The 22,315-nt window shown below is 61.6% G+C and carries 23 protein-coding genes; 8 read left to right on the top strand and 15 right to left on the bottom strand.

The annotated features are described in order from the left end of the window. Positions 1–55: 55 nt before the first annotated feature. Entirely contained in the window at positions 56–844 is a 789-nt protein-coding gene (locus tag C8K63_RS07030) for an alpha/beta hydrolase (RefSeq protein ID WP_108216031.1), read from the bottom strand. A gap of 128 nt (positions 845–972) precedes the next feature. Between C8K63_RS07030 and C8K63_RS07025 the strand changes: the two genes are divergently transcribed. After that, a complete protein-coding gene (locus C8K63_RS07025) occupies positions 973–1,917 on the top strand; it encodes an aldo/keto reductase (protein ID WP_178086780.1) in 945 nt (314 codons plus the stop codon). A gap of 123 nt (positions 1,918–2,040) precedes the next feature. Next, positions 2,041–2,694 (top strand): peroxiredoxin, encoded by a 654-nt coding sequence (locus tag C8K63_RS07020; RefSeq protein WP_108216029.1) that lies wholly within the window; start codon positions 2,041–2,043, stop codon positions 2,692–2,694. A 145-nt stretch (positions 2,695–2,839) separates the two neighbouring features. On the opposite strand, the gene yghX is transcribed toward C8K63_RS07020, so the two are convergent. From yghX to C8K63_RS06990, 6 genes are all read right to left on the bottom strand, one after another. After that, a complete protein-coding gene (gene yghX / locus C8K63_RS07015) occupies positions 2,840–3,727 on the bottom strand; it encodes a YghX family hydrolase (protein ID WP_108216028.1) in 888 nt (295 codons plus the stop codon). A 161-nt stretch (positions 3,728–3,888) separates the two neighbouring features. Continuing rightward, positions 3,889–4,290: a heme-binding protein gene (locus C8K63_RS07010; protein ID WP_108216027.1), complete on the bottom strand. Its 402-nt coding sequence runs from the start codon at positions 4,288–4,290 to the stop codon at positions 3,889–3,891. Positions 4,291–4,309: 19 nt separating this feature from the next. After that, positions 4,310–5,527 (bottom strand): glycolate oxidase subunit GlcF, encoded by a 1,218-nt coding sequence (glcF, locus tag C8K63_RS07005; RefSeq protein ID WP_108216026.1) that lies wholly within the window; start codon positions 5,525–5,527, stop codon positions 4,310–4,312. Positions 5,528–5,530: 3 nt separating this feature from the next. Continuing rightward, positions 5,531–6,595 carry a glycolate oxidase subunit GlcE gene (gene glcE, locus C8K63_RS07000; protein WP_108216025.1) on the bottom strand — a complete coding sequence of 355 codons (1,065 nt, stop codon included), beginning with the start codon at positions 6,593–6,595 and terminating at the stop codon, positions 5,531–5,533. Beyond that, complete coding sequence (gene glcD / locus C8K63_RS06995) at positions 6,595–8,094, bottom strand: glycolate oxidase subunit GlcD (RefSeq protein ID WP_108216024.1); 1,500 nt, start codon at positions 8,092–8,094, stop codon at positions 6,595–6,597. The genes glcE and glcD overlap by 1 nt, the downstream gene beginning before the upstream one ends. A gap of 178 nt (positions 8,095–8,272) precedes the next feature. Beyond that, on the bottom strand, positions 8,273–10,036 hold the full coding sequence (locus C8K63_RS06990; protein WP_108216023.1) for an L-lactate permease: 1,764 nt from the start codon (positions 10,034–10,036) through the stop codon (positions 8,273–8,275). Positions 10,037–10,215: 179 nt separating this feature from the next. Here C8K63_RS06990 and C8K63_RS06985 point away from each other — a divergent pair, with 179 nt between their 5' ends. Then, positions 10,216–10,452 carry a hypothetical protein gene (locus tag C8K63_RS06985; protein ID WP_108216022.1) on the top strand — a complete coding sequence of 79 codons (237 nt, stop codon included), beginning with the start codon at positions 10,216–10,218 and terminating at the stop codon, positions 10,450–10,452. 37 nt (positions 10,453–10,489) lie between these two features. On the opposite strand, the gene C8K63_RS06980 is transcribed toward C8K63_RS06985, so the two are convergent. After that, positions 10,490–10,750, bottom strand: a complete 261-nt coding sequence (locus C8K63_RS06980; protein ID WP_108216021.1) for a hypothetical protein — start codon at positions 10,748–10,750, stop codon at positions 10,490–10,492. Further along, positions 10,747–11,094 carry a hypothetical protein gene (locus C8K63_RS30085; protein ID WP_146176382.1) on the bottom strand — a complete coding sequence of 116 codons (348 nt, stop codon included), beginning with the start codon at positions 11,092–11,094 and terminating at the stop codon, positions 10,747–10,749. Before C8K63_RS30085 ends, C8K63_RS06980 begins: the two co-directional genes overlap by 4 nt. On the opposite strand from C8K63_RS30085, the gene C8K63_RS06975 reads away from it, so the two are divergent. Both C8K63_RS06975 and C8K63_RS06970 read left to right on the top strand, forming a co-directional pair. Beyond that, positions 11,072–12,136 (top strand): hypothetical protein, encoded by a 1,065-nt coding sequence (locus C8K63_RS06975; RefSeq protein ID WP_108216020.1) that lies wholly within the window; start codon positions 11,072–11,074, stop codon positions 12,134–12,136. The genes C8K63_RS30085 and C8K63_RS06975 overlap by 23 nt on opposite strands. A gap of 16 nt (positions 12,137–12,152) precedes the next feature. Then, entirely contained in the window at positions 12,153–12,506 is a 354-nt protein-coding gene (locus C8K63_RS06970; protein ID WP_108216019.1) for a DUF1428 domain-containing protein, read from the top strand. Between the two features lie 14 nt (positions 12,507–12,520). Here C8K63_RS06970 and C8K63_RS06965 read toward each other — a convergent pair whose 3' ends face one another. Then, entirely contained in the window at positions 12,521–12,715 is a 195-nt protein-coding gene (locus C8K63_RS06965) for a hypothetical protein (RefSeq protein WP_108216018.1), read from the bottom strand. Positions 12,716–12,838: 123 nt separating this feature from the next. Here C8K63_RS06965 and thpR point away from each other — a divergent pair, with 123 nt between their 5' ends. Next, positions 12,839–13,381 (top strand): RNA 2',3'-cyclic phosphodiesterase, encoded by a 543-nt coding sequence (thpR, locus tag C8K63_RS06960; RefSeq protein ID WP_108216017.1) that lies wholly within the window; start codon positions 12,839–12,841, stop codon positions 13,379–13,381. Positions 13,382–13,615: 234 nt separating this feature from the next. Here thpR and C8K63_RS06955 read toward each other — a convergent pair whose 3' ends face one another. From C8K63_RS06955 to C8K63_RS06935, 5 genes are all read right to left on the bottom strand, one after another. Then, entirely contained in the window at positions 13,616–14,713 is a 1,098-nt protein-coding gene (locus C8K63_RS06955) for a polyamine ABC transporter substrate-binding protein (protein WP_108216016.1), read from the bottom strand. Positions 14,714–14,888: 175 nt separating this feature from the next. Further along, the gene (locus C8K63_RS06950; RefSeq protein WP_108216015.1) at positions 14,889–15,773 is read right to left on the bottom strand and encodes an ABC transporter permease subunit; all 885 of its coding nucleotides are present in this window, start codon (positions 15,771–15,773) and stop codon (positions 14,889–14,891) included. Next, positions 15,770–16,684, bottom strand: coding sequence for an ABC transporter permease subunit (locus C8K63_RS06945; RefSeq protein ID WP_108216014.1), 915 nt, complete (start codon positions 16,682–16,684; stop codon positions 15,770–15,772). The genes C8K63_RS06950 and C8K63_RS06945 overlap by 4 nt, the downstream gene beginning before the upstream one ends. Further along, entirely contained in the window at positions 16,681–17,823 is a 1,143-nt protein-coding gene (potA, locus tag C8K63_RS06940) for a polyamine ABC transporter ATP-binding protein (protein WP_108216013.1), read from the bottom strand. The genes C8K63_RS06945 and potA overlap by 4 nt, the downstream gene beginning before the upstream one ends. Before the next feature lie 352 nt (positions 17,824–18,175). Beyond that, a complete protein-coding gene (locus C8K63_RS06935) occupies positions 18,176–18,937 on the bottom strand; it encodes a gamma-glutamyl-gamma-aminobutyrate hydrolase family protein (protein ID WP_108216012.1) in 762 nt (253 codons plus the stop codon). A gap of 284 nt (positions 18,938–19,221) precedes the next feature. Here C8K63_RS06935 and C8K63_RS06930 point away from each other — a divergent pair, with 284 nt between their 5' ends. Both C8K63_RS06930 and C8K63_RS06925 read left to right on the top strand, forming a co-directional pair. Next, positions 19,222–20,598 carry a glutamine synthetase family protein gene (locus C8K63_RS06930; RefSeq protein ID WP_108216011.1) on the top strand — a complete coding sequence of 459 codons (1,377 nt, stop codon included), beginning with the start codon at positions 19,222–19,224 and terminating at the stop codon, positions 20,596–20,598. A gap of 218 nt (positions 20,599–20,816) precedes the next feature. Next, positions 20,817–22,307 carry an aldehyde dehydrogenase gene (locus C8K63_RS06925; protein ID WP_108216010.1) on the top strand — a complete coding sequence of 497 codons (1,491 nt, stop codon included), beginning with the start codon at positions 20,817–20,819 and terminating at the stop codon, positions 22,305–22,307. Positions 22,308–22,315 lie beyond the last annotated feature (8 nt).

The following is a 22,315-nucleotide window of genomic DNA, read 5'->3' as shown; positions in this document are numbered from 1 at the left end:
ATCCCGGATCAACGGTCGTATTTCGTCATGGGAAAAGGCCAGTTGCACTGAGGTTTTACAACCCTTCACCCAGACGTTTGAGGTAGTCGGGGCTTTCGCTGATCGAGTTATGTCCCGTCCCTGCAATGACCTGCAATGACGCCACACCAGTGGTGAAATGACTCAACAGACGCTCGGTACTTGAGCGCGGAATCACCTCGTCATGCCCGGCCGCGATCAATACCGTCGGCACCGTGATGCGGGCAGCGTAGCGCCAGGACTGGAATTTATCCTTCAACAACCAACGCACCGGAAACCAGCGGAACTGACGGGCGGCCAGCCCTTCGAGGCTGTCGTAGGGCGTGATCAGCACCAGTCGCGCGGCCGGGCGTTCGCTGGCAAGGCGCACGGCAACCCCGGAGCCCAGGCTGCGTCCGACCACCGCCACATGCCGATGATGGGCATACACCAGGTCGAACAATGTGATGGCATCGCGGGCAATGGCTTCTTCGCAAGGCGAGCCGGAACTGCCGCCGTAGCCGCGGTAATGCAGCAGATACAGCGCGTAGTCAGGGAACGCTTGGGTGAACCCGGGCAGGTTGCGCGAGACGTCTTCGGCATTGCCGCCGAAATAAATCAGCGCGTTGGGACCCTCGTGAGGTCGGGTGGAGACCAGCACCTGCGCGTCGGCGACCGGCAGGGTGAGCAGTGTCTCGGCGCCGCCGACGGTACGCGGTTGCGGGAAATAAATCAGTGTCCGCTGGAACACGAACAGCGCCACGCACAGCGCCAGGTACAACGCAGCGACGATGACGACGAGTAACACCAGGGTGCGTGACATTCGACTAACGTTAATGGGCGGCATTGACTGCTCGGGGAGTGAAAGTGGCTGGCGCCGCAAGGCTTCCTGAGTGTAGTCAATCGACCCTGGCGCGGATTATCCGGATTGTCGATTCAACGGGCCGAGCCCGTGCGACTGGTGAGAAGCGTTTTATGAGCCATCCTGAGGGTTACACCCGTAGAGCAATACTCACGCTGGCTGCCGGTGCTTCGGCGGTCTTCACGTTTGGTTCGGCGGTTGCGCAACCCGCGCCGTCGACGGGAACAGGAGGCAAGACCATGCAGACCCGGGCCATTCCTTCCAGTAACGAGTCGTTGCCGATCGTAGGGCTGGGCACTTATCGCGGATTCGATGTCGAGCCTGCGCAACCGGCCTGCAAAAACTTGCCCGCGGTGCTCGATGCGTTGTTCGACAAGGGTGGCAAGTTGATCGACAGCTCGCCGATGTACGGTCGCGCCGAACAGACCGTCGGCGAGTTGCTGTCGATCCATGAGCCACGCTCACCGGCGTTCCTCGCCACCAAAGTGTGGACCCGGGGCCGCGAAGAAGGCATCGCGCAGATGGAGCAATCCTTCGCCCTGTTGCAGACCGACCGGATCGACCTGATGCAGATCCACAACCTGCTGGACTGGCAGACGCACCTGCCGACCCTGCGTCACTGGAAGGAAGCTGGGCGCATCCGCTACATCGGCATCACCCATTACACGGCGTCGGCCTATGAAGAAGTGGAAGCGGTACTCAAGGCCGAGCCACTGGATTTCTTGCAGATCAACTACGCACTGGATGATCGCGGTGCCGAGAATCGCCTGCTGCCGTTGTGCCGCGAGCGGGGGGTGGCGGTGATCTGCAACCGGCCGTTTGGCGGTGGCGGCTTGCTGGCCAAACTCAAGGATAAGCCGCTGCCAGGCTGGGCAGCGCAAGTCGGGGTCAAAAGCTGGGCGCAACTGGCGCTGAAGTTCCTGCTGTCGCATTCGGCGGTGACCTGCGTGATTCCGGGCACCGGCAACCCGCGCTACATGGCGGAAAATGCCCAGGCCGGTTTCGGCCCGATGCTGACCGATGCCCAGCGTCAGCAACTGATTGCGCTGGTGGGCTAGCGACTCACCCACCGCAGGCGGGCGAGTGCCGGAACCTATCCTATAATGTCTCGCGTCCATGCCGTTGAAAGCGTATTTGCTGCCCTAACGGCGTCCCTGTCCATCACTGCAAGGAGATCGAACATGGCTATCCGTATTGGCGACGAAGCACCGGATTTCACCGCCGACACCACTGAAGGCACCCTCAACTTTCACCAATGGATCGGCGACGGGTGGGCCATCCTGTTTTCCCATCCCAAGGATTTCACCCCGGTGTGCACCACCGAACTGGGCTACCTGGCCAAACTCAAGCCGGAATTCGACAAGCGCAACACCAAGATCATCGGCCTCAGCGTCGACCCGGTCAGTGACCACAACCGCTGGGTCGGTGACATCGCCGAGACTCAGGGTACGGCGGTCAACTATCCGCTGATCGGCGACGAAAACCTGGTGGTGGCCAAGCTCTACGACATGATCCATCCCAATGCCAGCGGCGGCGCGCGCACGGCAGTGGACAACGCCACGGTGCGTTCGGTGTTCATCGTCGGCCCGGACAAGAAGGTCAAGGCCATGCTGATCTACCCGATGAGCGCCGGGCGCAACTTCGATGAAGTGCTGCGCCTGCTCGATTCCCTGCAATTGAACGCCAAACACACCGTTGCCACGCCAGTGAACTGGCGGCCGGGTGAGGACGTGATCATCCCGACCTCGGTGTCTGACGAAGACGCGAAGAAGAAATACCCGGATGGCTTCAGGACCCTGAAGCCGTATCTGCGGACGGTGGCGCAACCGAAATAACTGCTGCGGCCTTCAAACCGCTATCGCGAGCAGGCTCGCTCCTACATTGGGCTTCGGTCGAACACAGATTTTGTGTTCACTGAATTTCCCTGTAGGAGCGAGCCTGCTCGCGATGGGGCCAGTCCTGCTGGCCCAGAATTTTTATTCAAACCAGATACTTTTTAAACCACCCCAACGTCCGCTCCCACGCCAGCTTCGCCGCCGCCTCGTCATAACGCGGCGTCGAATCATTGTGAAAGCCATGATTGCAGCCCGGATAAATGTAGGCCACATAGGTCTTGCCCCCGGCCTTCAACGCTTTCTCATAGGCCGGCCAGCCTTCGTTGATCCGCGTATCCAGTTCGCCGTAGTGCAGCATCACCGGTGCCTTGATCCGTGGCACTTCCTCGGCCGTTGGCTGACGGCCATAAAACGACACGGCAGCACCCAGTTCCGGATAGGCCACGGCGGCGGCATTGGCCACCCCACCGCCGTAGCAGAACCCGGTGATGCCGACTTTTCCAGTGGTGGCGGGGTGTTTCATCATCCACTCGACGGCGGCGAAAAAGTCGTTCATCAGCTTTTCCGGGTCGACCGTGGCCTGAAGTTCGCGGCCCTTGTCGTCATTGCCGGGATAACCGCCGACCGAACTCAGGCCGTCAGGGGCGAGGGCGATGAAACCGGCCTTGGCCAGACGTCGGGCCACGTCTTCGATGTATGGGTTGAGCCCGCGATTTTCGTGCACGACCACCACCGCCGGCACCTTGCCCGTGGCCTTGGCCGGACGCACCAGATAACCGCGAACCTGGCCGTGGCCCTTGGGCGACGGGTAGGTGATGTACTCGGGAACAATGTCCGGATCGGTGAACTCGACCTGTTCGGCCAGCGCGTAGTTGGGGCTTAGCGCGGCGAGCAGGGCTCCAGCCGTCAATCCTCCGAAGGTGAACAACGCCGCGCGGTCGAGAAACTCCCGACGGTTGATCATGCCGTGTGCGTAGTAGTCGTACAGTTCCAGCAGTTGCGGGGAAAAGTCTTTGGCAGTTAGACGGGTCATTGCTGCAACTCCTCTCGGCTGGTTTAACACGGACCCTGTAGGAGCGAGCTTGCTCGCGAAAAACTACAAAACAACGCGGGGCTTCAGATGCCCCGCGTTTTCGTTTGCGACCATCGCGAGCAAGCTCGCTCCTACAGGGTGGAAATGGTGACGCCACAATCTCATTTCAGGCACTGCGCCCCGGCCTTGGCCACTTGCGCATCTTGCTCGGGCTTGACGCCCGACACTCCGACAGCACCAATCACCTGACCATCGAAAACGATCGGCACGCCCCCCTCAAGCGAGGTCAGCAAGGGTGCTGACAGGAAAGCGTAGCGCCCGGCGTTGACCATGTCCTCATAGCTTTTCGTTTCACGCCGCCCGAGGGCTGAGGTCCGGGCCTTTTCGGTGGCGATATACGCGCTGCTCGGCGCGCAGCCGTCGAGGCGTTCGAGGGCCAGCGGGTGGCCGCCGTCATCGACTACCACGATGGTCACGGCCCATTGATTGGCCTGCGCTTCGGCGCGGGCGGCTTTGATGATCTGGCTGACTTCGGTCTGGCTCAGGACGGCTTTGCTGTTCATGGGGACCTCCAGGATTGGGTTAAGGCAGGGCGGCTTCGACCAGTTCGATCCAGTGCCGCACCGGGGTTCGGCCCGCGCCGTCGAGGTGCGTCTGGCAGCCGATGTTGGCCGTGACAATCACCTCGGGATGGCCGCTTTCCAGGGCGTTGAGCTTGTTGTCGCGCAACTGCCGCGACAGTTCGGGCTGGGTCAGCGAATAGGTGCCTGCCGAGCCGCAGCACAGGTGCCCGTCGGGGACGGACGTCAGGTTGAAACCGAGTCCGGTCAGCAACGCTTCCACGGCACCGCCGAGTTTCTGTCCGTGCTGCAAGGTGCAGGGGCAATGGAAGGCCAGGCGTTGGGAGGCGTGGATGCCAAGTTTTTCCAGTGGTTCGTCGCGCAACACTTCCACCAGGTCCCGGGCCAGCGCGCTGACCTTTTTTGCCTTGTCGGCATAGGCCGGGTCGCTGGCGAGCAGATGGCCGTAATCCTTGATGAAGGCGCCGCAACCGCTGGCCGTCTGCACAATCGCCTCGGCGCCTTTTTCGATGCCAGGCCACCACGCGTCGATGTTGCGCCGGGCGCGATCGAGGCCGGCGGCCTGGGCGTCCAGGTGGTAGTCCACGGCGCCGCAGCAACCGGCTTCGCGGGTCGCGATGACGCTGATCCCCAACCGGTCCAGCACCCGCGCCGCCGCGGCATTGGTGTTGGGCGACAGGCTGGGTTGCACGCAACCTTCGAGCATCAGCACCTGACGCTCACGCAGGGTCATGGGCCGCGGCTTGGCCGGGTAGACATTGCGCGGCAACTTGCTTTGCAGGGTGCCGGGCAGCAACGCGCGGAACACCTGACCGCTATTGACCAGGCTCTTGAACAGCTCTGGATGGGGCACGGTCTGCCGCAACCCCTCGCGCAACAGACGCTGACCGAGGGGGCGCGGCACCGCCGCATCGACCACCGCGCGGCCGATGTCCAGCAGGTTGTGATAATCGACCCCCGACGGGCAGGTGGTTTCGCAGTTGCGGCACGACAGGCAGCGATCCAGGTGCTGCTGGGTCTTTTGCGTGACCTCGTTGCCTTCCAGCACTTGCTTGATCAGGTAGATGCGCCCCCGCGGTCCGTCCAGTTCATCGCCGAGCAATTGATAGGTCGGGCACGTGGCATTGCAGAAGCCGCAGTGCACGCAGGTGCGCAGGATGCTTTCGGCTTCTGCGGCGCGGGGCAGCTGGCTGGCGCTTTCACTCAAGGTCGTCTGCATGGTTCAAAGCTCCGCGTACAGGCGTCCGGGGTTGAAGATGCCCCGTGGATCGAGTTGCTGTTTCAGGTTGCGGTGATAACGCATCAGCGCTGGCGGCAGCGGATGGAACGGGGTGTCGGTCAGGCCGTGGCTGAAGCAGGTGGCATGGCCGCCGACCTCGTCGACCACCTGGCGAATGAACGCCGCATCGGCATCGGATTTCAGCCAGCGCTGCGCGCCCCCCCAGTCGATCAACTGGCGCCCCGGCAGCGACAGGAGCGGCGTGTTGTGCGGCAGGGACAGGCGCCAAAGCGGCTGGTCTTGATCGAAGAAACCCAAGCGCTGTTCGTTGAGATCGTCCCACCAGGAAGCGTCCAGCTGCTCGCCACCGAGGCGCTCATGGGCCGCCGCCACCGATCCCTCACCGCCTTCTAGCCGCAGGTGCAGGCGTTCGCCGTCGTGACAGGCCGCGCTGATCGGCAACGGCTGCTGGCCCCATTCCGCCAGGCGCAACAAGGCCCGCTCGGCGTCCATTTCCAGGCTGATACTGAGGCACTGCCGGGGTTTTGGCAGCACTTTGAGCGAGACTTCGGTGATCAGCCCGAGGCTGCCGTAACTGCCGGCCATCAGGCGTGACAGGTCATAGCCGGCGACGTTTTTCATCACCTCGCCACCGAAGCGCAACAGCTTGCCGTGCCCTGTGATCACCCGCGTGCCAAGAATGAAGTCCCGCACCGAACCGACCCACGGGCGCCGTGGCCCGGACAGCCCGCAGGCGATCATGCCGCCGACGGTGGCGCCGTCGCCAAAAGCCGGCGGTTCGCAGGGCAGCATCTGTTGCGCGGCGTCCAGCACCTGCGCCATCTGCGACAACGGCGTGCCGCAGCGGACGGTGATCACCAGCTCCGTCGGGTCGTAACTGACGATGCCCCGGTGCGCGCGGGTATCGAGAATTTCCCCGGCCGTGCTGCGTCCGAGGAAGCCCTTGCTGTTGGAACCCTGGATGCGCAATGGCGTGGCGTTTTCCAGCGCCTGATTGACCTGTTCCAGCAGTGACGGGCTGTCATCGAAATCTTCAGGGCTGCGCATCAGAAACGCTCCAGCTCAGGGAAGGGCAACTGACCGCCATGCACGTGCATGGCACCGAATTCGGCGCAGCGGTGCAGGGTCGGGATGTTCTTGCCGGGGTTGAGCAGGCCGCTCGGGTCGAAGGCGGCCTTGATGGCATGGAACAGAGTCAGCTCGTCGCTGTTGAACTGCGCGCACATCTGATTGATCTTCTCGCGCCCCACGCCGTGTTCACCGGTGATACTGCCGCCGACTTTCACGCACAACTCCAGAATCTTGCCGCCCAGGGCTTCGGCTCGATCGAGTTCACCGGGTTGATTGGCATCGAACAGGATCAACGGATGCATGTTGCCGTCGCCGGCATGGAACACGTTGGCCACCCGCAGGCCGTATTCGTTCGACAGCTCGGCGATGGCGTGCAGTACGCCGGGCAGTTCGCGGCGGGGGATGGTGCCGTCCATGCAGTAATAGTCCGGCGAGAGGCGGCCCACCGCCGGGAAGGCATTCTTGCGTCCGGCCCAGAAGCGCACGCGCTCGGCTTCGTCTTTCGCCTGGCGCAGCTCGATGGCGCCGGCCTGTTGCAGCACCTGGCGCACCCGCTCGCAGTCATCGCTGACGTCGGCTTCGACGCCATCGAGTTCGCACAGCAGAATGGCCTGGGCGTCCACCGGGTAACCGGCGTGGATGAAGTCCTCGGCGGCGCGGATGGCCAGGTTGTCCATCATTTCCAGGCCGCCGGGGATGATGCCGGCGGCGATGATGTCGCCAACGGCGCGCCCGGCTTTTTCCACGGAATCGAACGCTGCCAGCAGCACTTTGGCGGTCTGCGGTTTAGGCAGCAGTTTGACCGTGACCTCGGTAATTACCCCGAGCAAACCTTCGGATCCGTTGATCAGCGCCAGCAGGTCGAAACCGGGGGAGTCGAGGGCGTTGGAGCCCAGGCTCAAATGCTCGCCATCGACGGTGAGGATGTCGACCTTGAGCACGTTGTGCACCGTCAGGCCGTACTTCAGGCAATGCACGCCACCGGCATTTTCCGCGACATTACCGCCGATGGAGCAGGCGATTTGCGAGGAAGGGTCCGGCGCGTAATACAGGCCGAAGGGTGCCGCCGCCTGGGAAATCGCCAGATTGCGCACGCCGGGCTGAACCCGTGCGGTACGGGCGGCGGGGTCGATGCCCAGGATGTTGTTGAAGCGCGCCATCACCAGCAGCACGCCTTTCTCCAGGGGCAGCGCCCCGCCGGACAAACCGGTGCCCGCGCCACGGGCCACCACGGGGACGTGCAGCTCATGGCAGACGCGCAGCACCCCTTGCACTTCGTCGATATATCGGGGTAACACCACTAGCATCGGCGTGGTGCGATAGGCCGACAGTCCGTCGCATTCGTAGGGCCTGAGTTCCTCCTGCTGATGCAGGACTTCCAGATGCGGCAAGCGGGTTTGGAGGGCGTGCAATAGCGCCTGTTTGTCGACGTCGGGCAAGGCGCCGTCAACGCGTTCATCGTAGAGAATGTTCATGGGGTCACGATTCTCGCTGGAGGCCACTGACCTTAATCATTGGCCTGATACAGCCGACTGTCCATGGGGTATTTGTCAGCCGGAAGCGGGCATTCATTGAATAAATGTGCGCAGAAAATGCCAACGCCCGGGCGATGGAGCCCGGGCGTTGCAAGAGTGGTGAACAGGGCGCGCAGACTCAATGTCCGCCCACCACCATGTGGCTGAACGGTGCGACATAGGCCTGCAATGTCACCAGCCCACCGACCAGAATCGCCAGCACAATCGAGTGGAAGAACACGTAGCGCAGGATTTCCCCTTCATGGCCGTACCAGCGGGTGGCGGTGGAGGCGACCACGATCGACTGGGCATCGACCATCTTGCCCATGACCCCGCCGGAGCTGTTGGCGGCGGCCATCAACACCGGGCTCATGCCCAACTGCTCGGACGTCACTCGTTGCAAGCCGCCGAACAGCACGTTGGAAGCCGTGTCCGAACCGGTCAACGCCACGCCGAGCCAGCCGAGCAGGGTGCCGAACATCGGATAGAAAATGCCCGTCGCGGCGAAGGCCAGGCCCATGGTCGCATCCAGGCCCGAATAGCGCGTGAGGAAGCCCAGCGCGAGCATCGCCGCAATGGTGATCAGCGAGTAACGCACCACCCACAGGGTGCGCAGGTACTGGTGAATCAGTTGCGGGATCGAGTAACCCATCAGCAAACCGCCGACGATCGCCGCCAGCAGAATGCCGCTGCCGGTGGCGGTGAACCAGGTGAACTTGTACACCGCTTCTTCGGTTTTCGGCGCGGCCACCACGGGCGGGACTTTTTCAACCTGCAAATGCAGGGTGGTGAAGGTCACGGCCGGCGCAAACACCGGGTTCGCCTCGCGCATCGGCTTGCCCTGAGGATCGAGCTTGGCGGCACTGGTTTGCGGGTCGATGGCGGGGCGGGTGTCGAAGGTGTTCTTGAAGCCCTGGGTGCCCCAGATGAACACGAAGACCGTGAGGATGATCCACGGCATCCATGCGCGCATCACCGCCGGTTTTGCCTCATCGGCGAAGGTTGCAGTCGGTACAGGCTTTTCGTCGTGCTCGGCGTCGATCTTCGAGTTGTCGACCCGACCGGACAGCGCCGCGGAGGTGTGCACGGTGGCCGGTTTCCAGACCTTGAGGAAGCCGGCCAGGCAGGCCATGGAAATCAGTGCGGCGATCACGTCCACCAGCATCGGCCCGTGATAGTTGGACACCAGGAATTGCGGCACGGCAAAACTGACCCCGGCCACCAGAATCGCCGGCCAGACTTCCAGCATCTTGCGCCAGCCGGCAAAGGCCCAGATCAGCCAGAACGGCACCAGCACCGAAAAGAATGGCAACTGCCGGCCGACCATCATCGACAGCTCCATTTCGTCCAGCCCGGTCACCTTGGCCAGGGTGATGATCGGCGTGCCGAGGGCGCCGAACGCCACGGGGGCGGTATTGGCGATCAGCGCCAGCCCCGAGGCGGCGAGCGGCGAAAACCCCAGCCCGATCAGAATCGCTCCGGTCACCGCCACCGGCGTACCGAAACCGGCCGCGCCTTCGAAAAACGCGCCGAAACAGAAGGCGATCAGCAGCAATTGCAGGCGTCGGTCATCGGTGATGCGCGCCAGGGAGTCTTGCAACACCTTGAACGAGCCGTTCTCGGTGGTCAGGCGGTGCAGGAAGATGATGTTCAACACAATCCAGCCAATCGGCAGCAGACCGTTGGCTGCACCGAACAGCGCTGCGGTACCCGCCATGTTCGCCGGCATGCCGAAGGCGAAAATCGCGATCAGCAAGGCCGAGGCCAAGGCGAGCAATGCCGCCAGGTGCGCCTTGACATGGAAAAACGCGAGGGACGCCAGCATCACCACCACTGGCACAGCCGCCATGAGCGTTGAAAGCACCGGGTTACCGAACGGATCGTAGACTTGCTGCCAGACCATGTTCCACCTCTGCTTTTTATTGTTGAACGTGCAGATCCCCTGAGGGGAGGTGGACTTGAGTATAGGTGGCATTGCGCCGCTGTCAGGGCAGGCCTCCGGTCCTGCCAATCGGCGCGCTCCGGAGGGCTGAGCTAGCATGGCCAGTAGGGTTTGAATTCAGTCAGGGGAGCAATGCAGTCATGACCGAGCGCCATATGGAGCACAAGGAAACGCTATCGAACGGATGCAACATCAAAGTCACAGCCGAGATATTGAAAGACGGTTCGTTGGGCATGTTCATTGGTGTCTATCGGCCGGACGGCACGGCCATCAATGAAAACCATGACCCACGGCCGCACATGCTCGACATGGAAGCGGCGATGGATTGGGGGATCGATATTGCCAAGGGGATTGGCAATAGCCAGCGAACGTTGTGAGCGGTTGCCGTCCGTGCCCGGCGTCCGGCGGTCGCTGTCAGAACCCGAACGAACGGGCCGAGCCTTTGACCAGCTCGACATCCAGCAGATGCCCGACCAGCACGTCATTCAAAAAACGGAACTGATCATTGAGCCCGACCACTTCGTTGCTGAAGTGATGATCGGCTGCCGGGATCAGCAACGCCTCGAACTTCTCGTCGAACAGCAGAGTCAACTCTTTACGCGACTCGTATTTCTGCGCGTAGAAATTGTTGCCGAACACTGGAAAACGCACGGCGAGAGTGACGATGTGAATCATGATGTTTGCTCCTCGCTCAGGACGTACCAGGAAAATACGCTCAAAGTGAAAGCCGTCAGAGCCAGGCAGGTCAGCAGATGGATCAGCATGATGTCCCCCTCCGATTCGGGGTTTCGTGTTGGCTTGGAATCGATCCTACGCTGACGGCCATCAAACGGAAGGCAATCGCGGCGATGGTGAATATCGATGCAAGTGATGGCGGTTTTTTTCGCTGTTGATGCAGGCCCTTTCGCGGGCTCCGGGACATCGCCACCTATACTTAAACCGAAAGTTTCGCGTGTCGGGCATTTCGCCCGGTGCCAACTCCAGGAAGCCGCCATCTTGAACCTGCGTTCGCTGATCATTGCCGTGCTGGTGGTGTTGGCGGGGTGTGCCACGCCTGTGCGCGCGCCGGTGGAAGTGGCGCCGGTCATCGTTCCTGCCAGCACCTGGCAAGAAGTGGACCGGGAGATCGTCACCGCGTCGCAGGCGGCCACCGAGCAGACCAGAATCTACGCCCGCGGCGCCATGGATTACTGGCGCACACGGGTCTATGAATTGACCGAACAGAATTTCATTCCGTGGTTCAGCAGTTACTGGACCCAGGAATGGCTGTCGATGAAGGTCAGCTGGTACACCATCAGCGCCAAGGGTGAGCAGGACGCCGTGGAAAAACGCCTGGCGGCGTACCTGCTCGAAGCCTATCAGGAGAAGGTCCTGGCCCCGGCGGCCGTGGAAATCGATCCCGATGCGATTCTCGGCCTGGCAGCGGCGTTCTATGTCGACATCCTCAAGGAAGAGCTGCAGAAAATCTCCGACCGCCACGGCGTGCCGATGGCCCAGCTCAACGGGCGCATCCAGAAAGTCCCGGCCATCGCCCTTGGGCCTCCGCCGACGAGGGACGCCTCGTTGTACCAGGTCGTGCACACCGAACCGCTGAACGCCTTGCCGGCTTTCGCTGCGCTGATCGACAAAGTCCATAAGGCCGGTGGCGACAAGGGGGTGGGCTCGACCGACACCGCGATGGCGCCGGTGGCCAGGCGCGCCAGCCGGCGGATGGAAGCCGAGATGGCCCCGCGCGGGGCCGCCAGCGCCGTGGCCGCAGCGACCGGGAAACTGGCCGGTGGCTTGATCACGCTAGGGGTGGCTGGCATTCGCGCATTCATCCAGGCCTTTGACCGGCCCGATAGCGAGGCGCTGATTCGCCGTAGCCTGGGCAATACCTTCGACAAGGCCTGGACCAAACTGGTGCAGAGCCCGACCAGCGGCGTCATGGCCGGCACGCTTTACATGGCGGCGCAGATCGAAGGCAACCTGGGCGGCAGCGCACAACCGCCGGTCGGTTTGAGCGCCGGCACTGTCGATCGGACGCCGGCGCAACCGACTAACCTGCAGCACACCCCATGACCCAAGGAGAAAACGCATGTCGTACGTCGATGGATTTATCGCTGCCGTACCCACCGCCAACCGTGAGCAATACATCATGCACGCCAAAGTCGCCGCCTTGGTCTTCAAGGAAAATGGTGCCTTGAGCGTGGTCGAATGCTGGGGCGAGGATGTCCCGGAAGGCAAGGTCACCTCGTTTCCAATGTCGGTGAAGCTCAAGGAAGGCGAAACCGTTGCCTTTGGCTGGATCATCTGGCCTGACAAGGCCACCCGCAATGCCGGAATGGGCAGGATGATGCAGGACCCGCGCATGAAACCGGACGTCAATCCAATGCCCTTCGATGGCCAGCGCATGGTCTACGGCGGGTTCGAAGTGCTCCTCCAGGCCTGACGCTGCACGCGGGATCACTCCGGCGTCGGGGTGATCCTGCAACTCTTGCGCTGGCGGATCTCGTCGTCCGTCGGCCGCTCGTGGATGAACTCGAAGCGCGGCTCACCTTCGTTGTAATGCACCAGCCAGCCCCATTCCAGCTTGAGTTCATCCTGACCTGGCTCGGGCGGTGTAGCCCACCATGGCTCTTTGCTGATGATCTGTCGCATGGCCCCCTCCGTTTTTTCGGGATGGTAGAACTATAACGCGCCTGCCCCACGGCGCCAGAAATGCGCTGGCCGGAACGCGGGTGTTGAGTACACTCAGGCAGTCTTATCCAGGAGGTGTCCGGCATGAACGACGAAACCCGCGAGCCGTTCAAGCGCCTGTTCTTTGCGCTGAACTGCGCCCCCGCCCTGCGCCGGGAGATCGCCCAGTGGCGCAGTGCGCTGCAACTGCGCAACGGACGGCCGGTGCCGGCGGAAAACTTTCACCTGACGCTGAAGTTTTTGGGGGCGGTGGGTGTGGCGCAGATCGCCGAGCTCTGCACCGCTGCGGCGTCCATCCGCACACCGGGCGAGCGCTTGACGGTGGTGCTGGATCGGCTGGACGTGTGGCGCAGGGCAGGGGCGCTGGTGCTCGCGCCGCAACAGGCGCCCCCGGCATTGCTGCGCCTGGTGTATGCCCTGGAACAGGCGATGTTGCCGTTCGGGCTGGAGGAAGCACCCAGGGAATATCGTCCGCACCTGACCCTGGCACGACAGTATCGGGCGCCGGTGCCGGAGTCCACAACCGCACCGGAATTCTTCCTGCGTGCCGACCGATTCACCCTGTTCGAATCCCACAAGGGCCGTTATCGGGCGCTGGCCGAATGGCCGCTGATCGATCCCCAATAAAAAAGGCGCCCGAGGGCGCCAAACTTCACCTGAACCGAGAGAGCCAGGTGAGGCCGTTCTACTGCAGGAGAGGCAGCGGTGGTAAGGCGCTGCATGAACGGAAAACGGGACAGCTGAAATTTGCATTGAATCTTATGGCCCCATCGCGAGCAGGCTCGCTCCCACAGGGGGCGGTGTGGGTCAACACGGACCAATGTGGGAGCGAGCCTGCTCGCGAAGGCATTTCTGAGTGAACTACTGGCCCAACTTCACCTTGGTCCAGCCACGGGTCATGATCCGCTGGATGGCAATCGGCTGGTCCGGCACGGCATAGAGCGTGGCCATTACCGCTTCCGGCGGGTAGGAGCCCGGATCGTTGCGGATGGCTTCATCCACCAACGGCGTGGCCGCCGCATTGGCGTTGCTGTAGCCGATGTTGTTGGTGACGTCGGCGATCACGTCGGGGCGCATCAGGAAGTTCATGAACAGGTAAGCGTTCTCGACGTTGGCGGCATCGCGGGGGATGGCGAGCATGTCGTAGAAACTGGCGGCGCCTTCTTTCGGGATGCTGTAGTCGATCTTCACCTTGTCCCCGGCTTCCTGGGCGCGGGCCTTGGCCTGCAGCACGTCGCCTGAGTAACCGACGGCCACGCAGATGTTGCCGTTGGCCAGGTCCGAGATGTATTTCGACGAATGGAAGTACGCCACGTTCGGGCGAATCTTCATGAACAGCGCCTGGGCTTGGGCGATGTGCTGTTTGTCCTGATCGTTCACCGGGTAGCCCAGGTAGTGCAGGGCGGTCGGGATCATTTCAGTCGGTGAATCGAGGAAGCTGATGCCGCAGGCTTTGAGCTTCTCGGCGTTTTCCGGTTTGAACAGCAGGTCCCAGGAGTTGGTCGGGGCGTTGGCGCCGAGCACTTCCTTGACCTTCTGCGGGTTGAAGCCGATGCCGATCGAGCCCCACATGTACGGGATGGCGTGGGCGTTATCGGGATCGCTCGCCGAAGCGTTCTTCAGCAGCACCGGGTTGAGGTTTTTCCAGTTCGCAAGCTTCGACTTGTCCAGTTCCTGATAGACGCCGGCCTTGATCTGCTTGGCCAGGAAACTGTTGGACGGCACGACGATATCGTAGCCGGATTTACCCGCCAGCAGGCGTGCCTCAAGGGTTTCGTTACTGTCGAAGACATCGTAGGTCACCTGGATGCCGGTCTCGTCTTCGAACTTCCTGACGGTGTCCGGGCCAATGTAATCCGACCAGTTGTAGACGCGCAGAACCTTGTCATTGGCCTGGGCAACCGTAGCGATTGCGCCCAATAAGGACAGTGTCAGCAGAGTCCTGCCAAACATTTTCATCGGTACAACTCCATTTCTTTTTTATTCAAAAACACATAGCAAACATTTGTGGCGAGAGCGCTCCTTTGTAGGAGCGAGCTTGCTCGCGATGGACCTGAGGGCGACGCGCTCATCCAGACAACACGCGTTATCGTTAACGTCCATCGCGAGCGAGCTCGCTCCTACAGGGGCGGCACTAGGCAGTCGCTTCTGCCATTTGCTTTTTAGGTTGTTGCCAGGATTCGCTGGCGGTCTGGTCCATGGCTTCCTGGATCGCGCGCTTGCGGCTTTCTTCGGCACGGCGGCTGAAGAACCAAACCATGAAGGTCACGATCGACACCGCCAACAGGATCAGGCTGGCCACGGCGTTGATCTCGGGCTTCACCCCCAGACGCACCGCCGAGAACACTTCCATCGGCAAGGTCGTGGAACCCGGGCCCGACACGAAGCTCGCCAGCACCAGGTCATCCAGCGACAGGGCGAAGGACATCATGCCGCCCGCTGCCAGCGATGGCGCAATCATCGGGATGGTGATCAGGAAAAACACCTTGAGCGGCTTCGCCCCCAGGTCCATGGCCGCCTCTTCGATGGACAGGTCCAGCTCGCGCAAACGCGCCGAGACCACCACCGCCACATAGGCCGCGCAGAACGTGGTGTGGGCGATCCAGATGGTGACGATGCCGCGCTCCTGCGGCCAGCCGATCAACTGCGCCATGGCCACGAACAGCAGCAACAGCGACAGACCGGTGATTACCTCAGGCATGACCAGTGGTGCGGTGACCAGGCCACCGAACAGCGTGCGGCCCTTGAAGCGCGTAACGCGCGTCAAGACGAACGCCGCCAGGGTGCCCAGTGCGACTGCCGCGACGGCGGTGTAGCAGGCGATTTCCAGCGAGCGCACCACCGAGCCCATCAGTTGCGAGTTGTCGAGCAGGCCGGCGTACCACTTGATCGACCAGCCGCCCCACACCGTCACCAGTTTGGAGGCGTTGAACGAGTAGATCACCAGGATCAGCATCGGCAGGTAGATAAACGACAGGCCGAAAATCAGCATGAACTTTGAAAATCCGAAGCGTTTCATCCCCGTGCCTCCATCTCTTTGGCCTGGCTGCGGTTGAACAGCAGAATCGGCACAATCAGGATCAACAGCATCACCACCGCCAGGGCAGACGCCACCGGCCAGTCGCGGTTGTTGAAGAACTCTTGCCACAACACACGGCCGATCATCAGGGTTTCCGGGCCGCCCAGCAGTTCCGGAATCACGAACTCACCGACCACCGGAATGAACACCAGCATGCAGCCTGCGATGATGCCGTTTTTGGCCAGCGGCACGGTGATTTTCCAGAAGTTGTTGAAATTGCTCGAACCCAGGTCCGACGCTGCTTCCAGCAGACTGCCATCGTGCTTCACCAGGTTGGCGTACAGCGGCAGCACCATGAACGGCAGGTAGGCGTAAACGACCCCGATGTAGACGGCGGTGTTGGTGTTGAGGATCTCGATCGGCGCCGAGGTCAGCCCGGTCCACATCAAGAATGCGTTGAGCAAACCGTTGTTGCTGAGGATGCCCATCCACGCGTAAACGCGGATCAGGATCGCGGTCCAGGTCGGCATCATGATCAACAGCAGCAGGACGTTTTGCGATTCCTTGCTGGCCTTGGTGATCGCGTAGGCCATCGGGAAACCGATCACCAGGCACATCATCGTGCTGAGCAACGCGACTTTCAACGAGCCGAGGTACGCCGAGATGTACAGTTCGTCCTGGGTCAGCAGGCTGTAGTTACCGAGGTTCAACAGCAGCTGAAATTTCTGCTCGGCGAAGGTGTAGATCTCCGAGTACGGCGGAATGGCCAGCGCTGCTTCCGAGAAGCTGATTTTCATCACCAGGAAGAACGGCAGCATGAAGAACAGGAACAGCCAGATGAATGGAATCCCGATGACGAACTTGCGCCCGCTGGGGACCAGTCTCAGAAATTGCTGATTGAAGGTTTTCATGCGCGCAGTACCACGCCGCTGTCGTCTTCCCACCACACGTAGACCTGATCGTCCCAGGTCGGACGCGCGCCACGGCGTTCGGCGTTGGCCATGAACGACTGCACGATCTTGCCGCCAGGCAGCTCGACGTAGAACACCGAGTGACCACCGAGGTAGGCGATGTCATGCACCTTGCCGCTGGACCAGTTGTAGCGGTGCTCGGGCTTGACGGTGCTGAGCAGCAGTTTTTCCGGACGGATCGCGTAGGTGATCGACTTGTCCTGCACCGAGGTGCTGACGCCGTGGCCGACGTAGATTTTCTGTTCCAGGTCCGGGCTGTGGATGATCGCGTGACCCTCCAGGTCCTCGACCACGGTGCCGTCGAAGGCGTTCACGTTGCCGATGAATTCGCAGACCATGCGGCTGACCGGTGCTTCATAGATGTCGACCGGGCTGCCGATCTGGGCGATCCAGCCCAGGTGCATGATCGCGATGCGCTCGGCCATGGTCATGGCCTCTTCCTGGTCGTGGGTCACCATCACGCAAGTCACGCCCACGCGTTCGATGATCTCCACCAGCTCCAGCTGCATTTGCGAACGCAGCTTTTTATCCAGGGCGCCCATTGGCTCGTCGAGCAGCAGCAGCTTCGGACGCTTGGCCAGGGAGCGGGCCAGGGCCACGCGCTGACGCTGGCCGCCGGACAGCTGATGTGGCTTGCGCTTGGCGTACTGGGTCATGTGCACCAGGCGCAGCATCTCCTGCACGCGGGCTTCGATTTCGGCTGCTGGCAAACGGTCCTGCTTGAGGCCGAAGGCGATGTTCTGCGCCACCGTCATGTGCGGGAACAGCGCGTAGGACTGGAACATCATGTTGATCGGTCGTTCGTACGGCGGCATGTCGGTGATGTCGACACCGTCGAGCAGAATCCGGCCTTCGGTCGGGCGCTCGAAACCGGCGAGCATGCGCAGCAGGGTCGATTTGCCGGAGCCGGAACCACCGAGCAGGGCAAAGATTTCACCCTGGTGGATTTCCAGGGACACGTCGTCCACCGCGGTGGTTTCGTCGAATTTCTTGGTGACGCGATCGACTTTCACCAACACCTTTTTCGGTGCCTGGTGACCATCAAGAGCCTTCCTGTAGATGCTGGAGGCGTTTGCCATGTGAAACTCCCAACAGGTTTCAGTCGCCCGGCCAACACGGCCCGGCTTAATAGTGGATTGCAAACCCGTGAAGCCGGTCCGCGCTGATCCCTTGTAGGAGCGAGCCTGCTCGCGATGGTCGCCAACGATGACGCTGGCAGTCTGAATGCCCGCGGTGTCCAGACATCCATCGCGAGCAGGCTCGCTCCTACAGGGAATTGCGTTTCCCACCCCGGGTTTATTCGGCGCCGCCATCCTGGCTGCCTGGTCGTACTTGTTGTTATCGCGGTGTGTTGTTTTCGCGAGCGGGGCACGCAAAAGCGCCTGCCCGCTCGCGTTGGGCAGTCAATCGTTGAATGTGGGTATCAGGTCGTCAGCTCGAGTGACGCAGTGCCGCCCGTTGCCGACACGCTTCGCCGAACGCCTGGAAAATACTCAAGTAAGGAGGGTTATCCAGCACTTGCCATTCCGGGTGCCATTGCACGCCGAGGGCGAAGGCCTTGCTGTGTTCGACCGAGATCGCCTCGATCAGGCCATCGGGCGCGACGGCTTCGGCGCGCAGGCCGGGAGCGAGTCGGTCGATGCCCTGGCTGTGAATCGAATTGACCTGGAACACCGCAGGCAGGTCCAGCGCTTCGAACACGCCACCGGGCTGCACATTCACCCCATGGGCCGGCGCGTATTGCACGGCCAGGTCCGGATGGTCGGCCTCGCGATGGTCGAGGAAACCCGGGAGCTCATGGACCTTCTGATGCAGGCTGCCACCGAACGCCACGTTCATTTCCTGGAAGCCACGGCAGATGCCGAGCACCGGAACGCCAGCTGCAATAGCGGCGCGGATCAGGGGAAGGGTGGTGGCATCCCGCGCCGGATCATGATCCGTGCCGGGGGCGCTGTCGGGGCCTTGATAGTGGAAGGGTTCCACGTTCGATGGCGAGCCGGTCAGCAACAGACCGTCGAGCTGCGGCAGCAGATCTTCGATTTCGGTCAGGTCGCCTAAGGAAGGAATAACGACAGGCAGCCCCAGCGCCGCAACGCTGACAGCACGCAAGTACTTGTCGCCGCTGATGTGGTAGGGGTGCAGGCCAATCTGTTTGACGCACGCAGTAACGCCGATCAATGGCTTGAGTGCCATTTTTATCACCTCGAAGTTTCACACTTGAACGAGCTTTTCCGGAGCTTAGCCTTGTTGATTTTAATTAACAACTCTCATGTAAAAAATTCTAAACGCCGCACGTCAAATCTTCAGGGTTTACGCGTGTTTGAGGGCGTATCTGGTACTCTCGTCGTTCTGAGAGGCCCGAAAATAAACGCTTAAAGGCTGGGTGTTCGCTATTGACTTCACTTTGTCGTTCGGGTTGACTGGGCTCGTGAAAGGGTAGTGAACATAATAATTAACAGCTAAAAAATAGGTGCATCATGTCGGTCCCTCTGCGTGCCGTTCAACTCAACGAAGCAAACGCATTCCTTAAGAAATATCCTGAGGTTTTGTACGTCGACCTTCTGATTGCGGATATGAACGGTGTGGTGCGCGGCAAGCGCATCGAGCGCACCAGTCTTCATAAGGTTTACGAAAAAGGCATTAACCTGCCGGCGTCACTGTTTGCTCTGGACATCAACGGTTCTACGGTGGAAAGCACCGGCCTGGGTCTGGACATCGGCGACTCAGACCGAATCTGTTTCCCAATCCCCGGCACTCTCAGCATCGAGCCTTGGCAGAAGCGCCCGACTGCGCAATTGCTGATGACCATGCACGAACTCGAGGGCCAGCCATTCTTCGCCGACCCGCGTGAAGTGCTGGCCAATATCGTGCGCAAGTTCGACGACATGGGCCTGACCATCTGCGCCGCGTTCGAGCTGGAGTTCTACCTGATCGACCAGGACAATGTGAACGGTCGTCCGCAATCGCCACGTTCGCCGGTGTCCGGCAAGCGTCCGATGTCGACCCAGGTGTACCTGATCGACGACCTCGACGAATACGTCGATTGCCTGCAAGACATCCTCGAAGGTGCGAAAGAGCAGGGCATCCCGGCTGACGCCATCGTCAAGGAAAGCGCCCCGGCGCAGTTCGAAGTCAACCTGCATCACGTGGCCGACCCGATCAAGGCGTGCGACTACGCGGTCCTGCTCAAGCGTCTGGTGAAGAACATCGCCTACGACCACGAGATGGACACCACCTTTATGGCCAAGCCGTATCCGGGCCAGGCGGGCAACGGTCTGCACGTGCACATTTCGATTCTCGATAAAGAAGGCAACAACATCTTTGCCAGCGAGGATCCCGAGCAGAACGCCGCGCTGCGTCACGCGATCGGCGGTGTGCTCGAGACCCTGCCGGCGCAGATGGCCTTCCTTTGCCCGAACGTCAACTCGTACCGTCGTTTCGGCGCACAGTTCTACGTGCCGAACTCGCCGAGCTGGGGCATCGACAACCGTACCGTGGCCGTGCGTGTACCGACCGGCTCGCCAGACTCGGTGCGCATCGAACACCGCGTAGCGGGCGCCGATGCCAACCCTTACCTGCTGATGGCGTCGGTCCTGGCCGGTGTTCATCACGGCCTGACCAACCAGATCGAACCGGGCGCCCCGGTGGAAGGCAACAGCTACGAGCAAAACGAGCAGAGCCTGCCGAACAACCTGCGCGATGCACTGCGCGAGCTGGATGACAGCGAAGTCATGGCCAGGTACATCGACCCGCTGTACATCGACGTGTTCGTGGCGTGCAAGGAAAGCGAGCTGGCCGAGTTCGAGAACTCCATCTCGGACCTTGAGTACAACTGGTACTTGCATACGGTCTGATTGGCAGCTGCCCGCCACACCCTTGATGGCGGGTGACTACCCCTGTAGGAGCGAGCTTGCTCGCGAAAAACCCGATGGCGCCGAGGTGATTCAGGTTTCCCGCGTGATCATTGACTTCCTTCGCGAGCAAGCTCGCTCCTACAGGGATCGGGTTTCAAATGTTTGATTGAGGGCATTCAGCCCGACGATCACCTATTCCCCTGCGTCGAGTCACAACCATGACAAACACTCGCAGCGACTGGGAGCAACGCTTCCAGTCCCTCTCTATCGAAGGTCGCGCATTCATTGACGGCCAATACTGCGCGGCCGCCAGTGGCGCCACGTTCGAATGCATCAGCCCCGTGGACGGTCGTTTCCTGGCGAACGTCGCCAGCACCGACGAAGCCGACGCCAATGCAGCAGTCGCCGTCGCACGCCGTACCTTCGAATCCGGCGTGTGGGCCAACCTGGCCCCGGCCGAGCGCAAGCGCATCCTGATCCGCTTCGCCGATCTGATCCTGGCGAACCAGGAAGAACTGGCCCTGCTCGAAACCCTCGACATGGGCAAGCCGATCAGCGATTCGATGAGCATCGACATTCCGGCGACCGCCAACGCGATCCGCTGGACCGCCGAAGCCATCGACAAGATCTACGATGAAGTCGCCGCCACGCCCCACGATCAATTGGGTCTGGTGACGCGCGAAGCGGTCGGCGTGGTCGCGGCCATCGTGCCGTGGAACTTCCCGCTGATCATGGCCAGCTGGAAATTCGCCCCGGCCCTGGCGATGGGCAACTCGTTCATCCTCAAGCCTTCGGAAAAATCCCCGCTGACCGCGATCCGCATCGCGCAGCTGGCGCTGGACGCCGGCATCCCGAAAGGCGTGTTCAACGTCCTGCCGGGCTACGGCCACACCGTCGGCAAGGCGCTGGCGCTGCACATGGACGTCGACGTGCTGGCCTTCACCGGCTCCACGGCGATTGCCAAGCAACTGATGATCTACGCCGGACAAAGCAACATGAAACGCGTCTGGGCCGAAGCGGGGGGCAAGAGCCCGAACGTGGTGTTTGCCGACGCGCCGGACTTGCGCGCGGCAGCACAGGCAGCGGCCAGTGGCATCGCCTTCAACCAGGGTGAGGTCTGCACCGCCGGTTCTCGCCTGCTGGTGGAGCGCTCGATTCGTGAGCAGTTCATCCCGCTGCTGGTCGAGGCGCTGCAAGCCTGGAAACCGGGGCATGCGCTGGACCCTGCAACAACGGTCGGCGCGGTGGTCGATCAGCGTCAGCTGGAAAACGTATTGCGCTACATCGAAGTCGGCAAGCAGCAGGGCGGTCAACTGATCGCCGGCGGCAGCCGTACCCTCGAGGACTCCGGTGGCCTGTATCTGGAACCGGCGATTTTCGACGGCGTGACCAACGCCATGACCATCGCCCGGGAAGAAATCTTCGGCCCGGTGCTGTCGGTCATCACCTTCGACACCTTCGATGAAGCCCTGGCGATTGCCAACGACAGCATCTTCGGCCTGGCCGCCGGCGTGTGGACCAGCAACCTGAGCAAGGCCCACACCTTCGCCCGCGGCCTGCGTGCCGGCAGCGTCTGGGTCAACCAGTACGACGGTGGCGACATGACCGCGCCGTTCGGCGGGTTCAAGCAGTCGGGTAACGGTCGGGACAAATCGCTGCACGCGTTCGACAAGTACACCGAACTCAAGGCGACCTGGATCAAGCTCTGATAACAATA

It is taken from the genome of Pseudomonas sp. GV085, assembly GCF_003050925.1.
Lineage (GTDB): Bacteria > Pseudomonadota > Gammaproteobacteria > Pseudomonadales > Pseudomonadaceae > Aquipseudomonas.
Note: the sequence above shows the minus strand (reverse complement) of the source record. Positions and strands in the feature narration are given on the sequence as shown.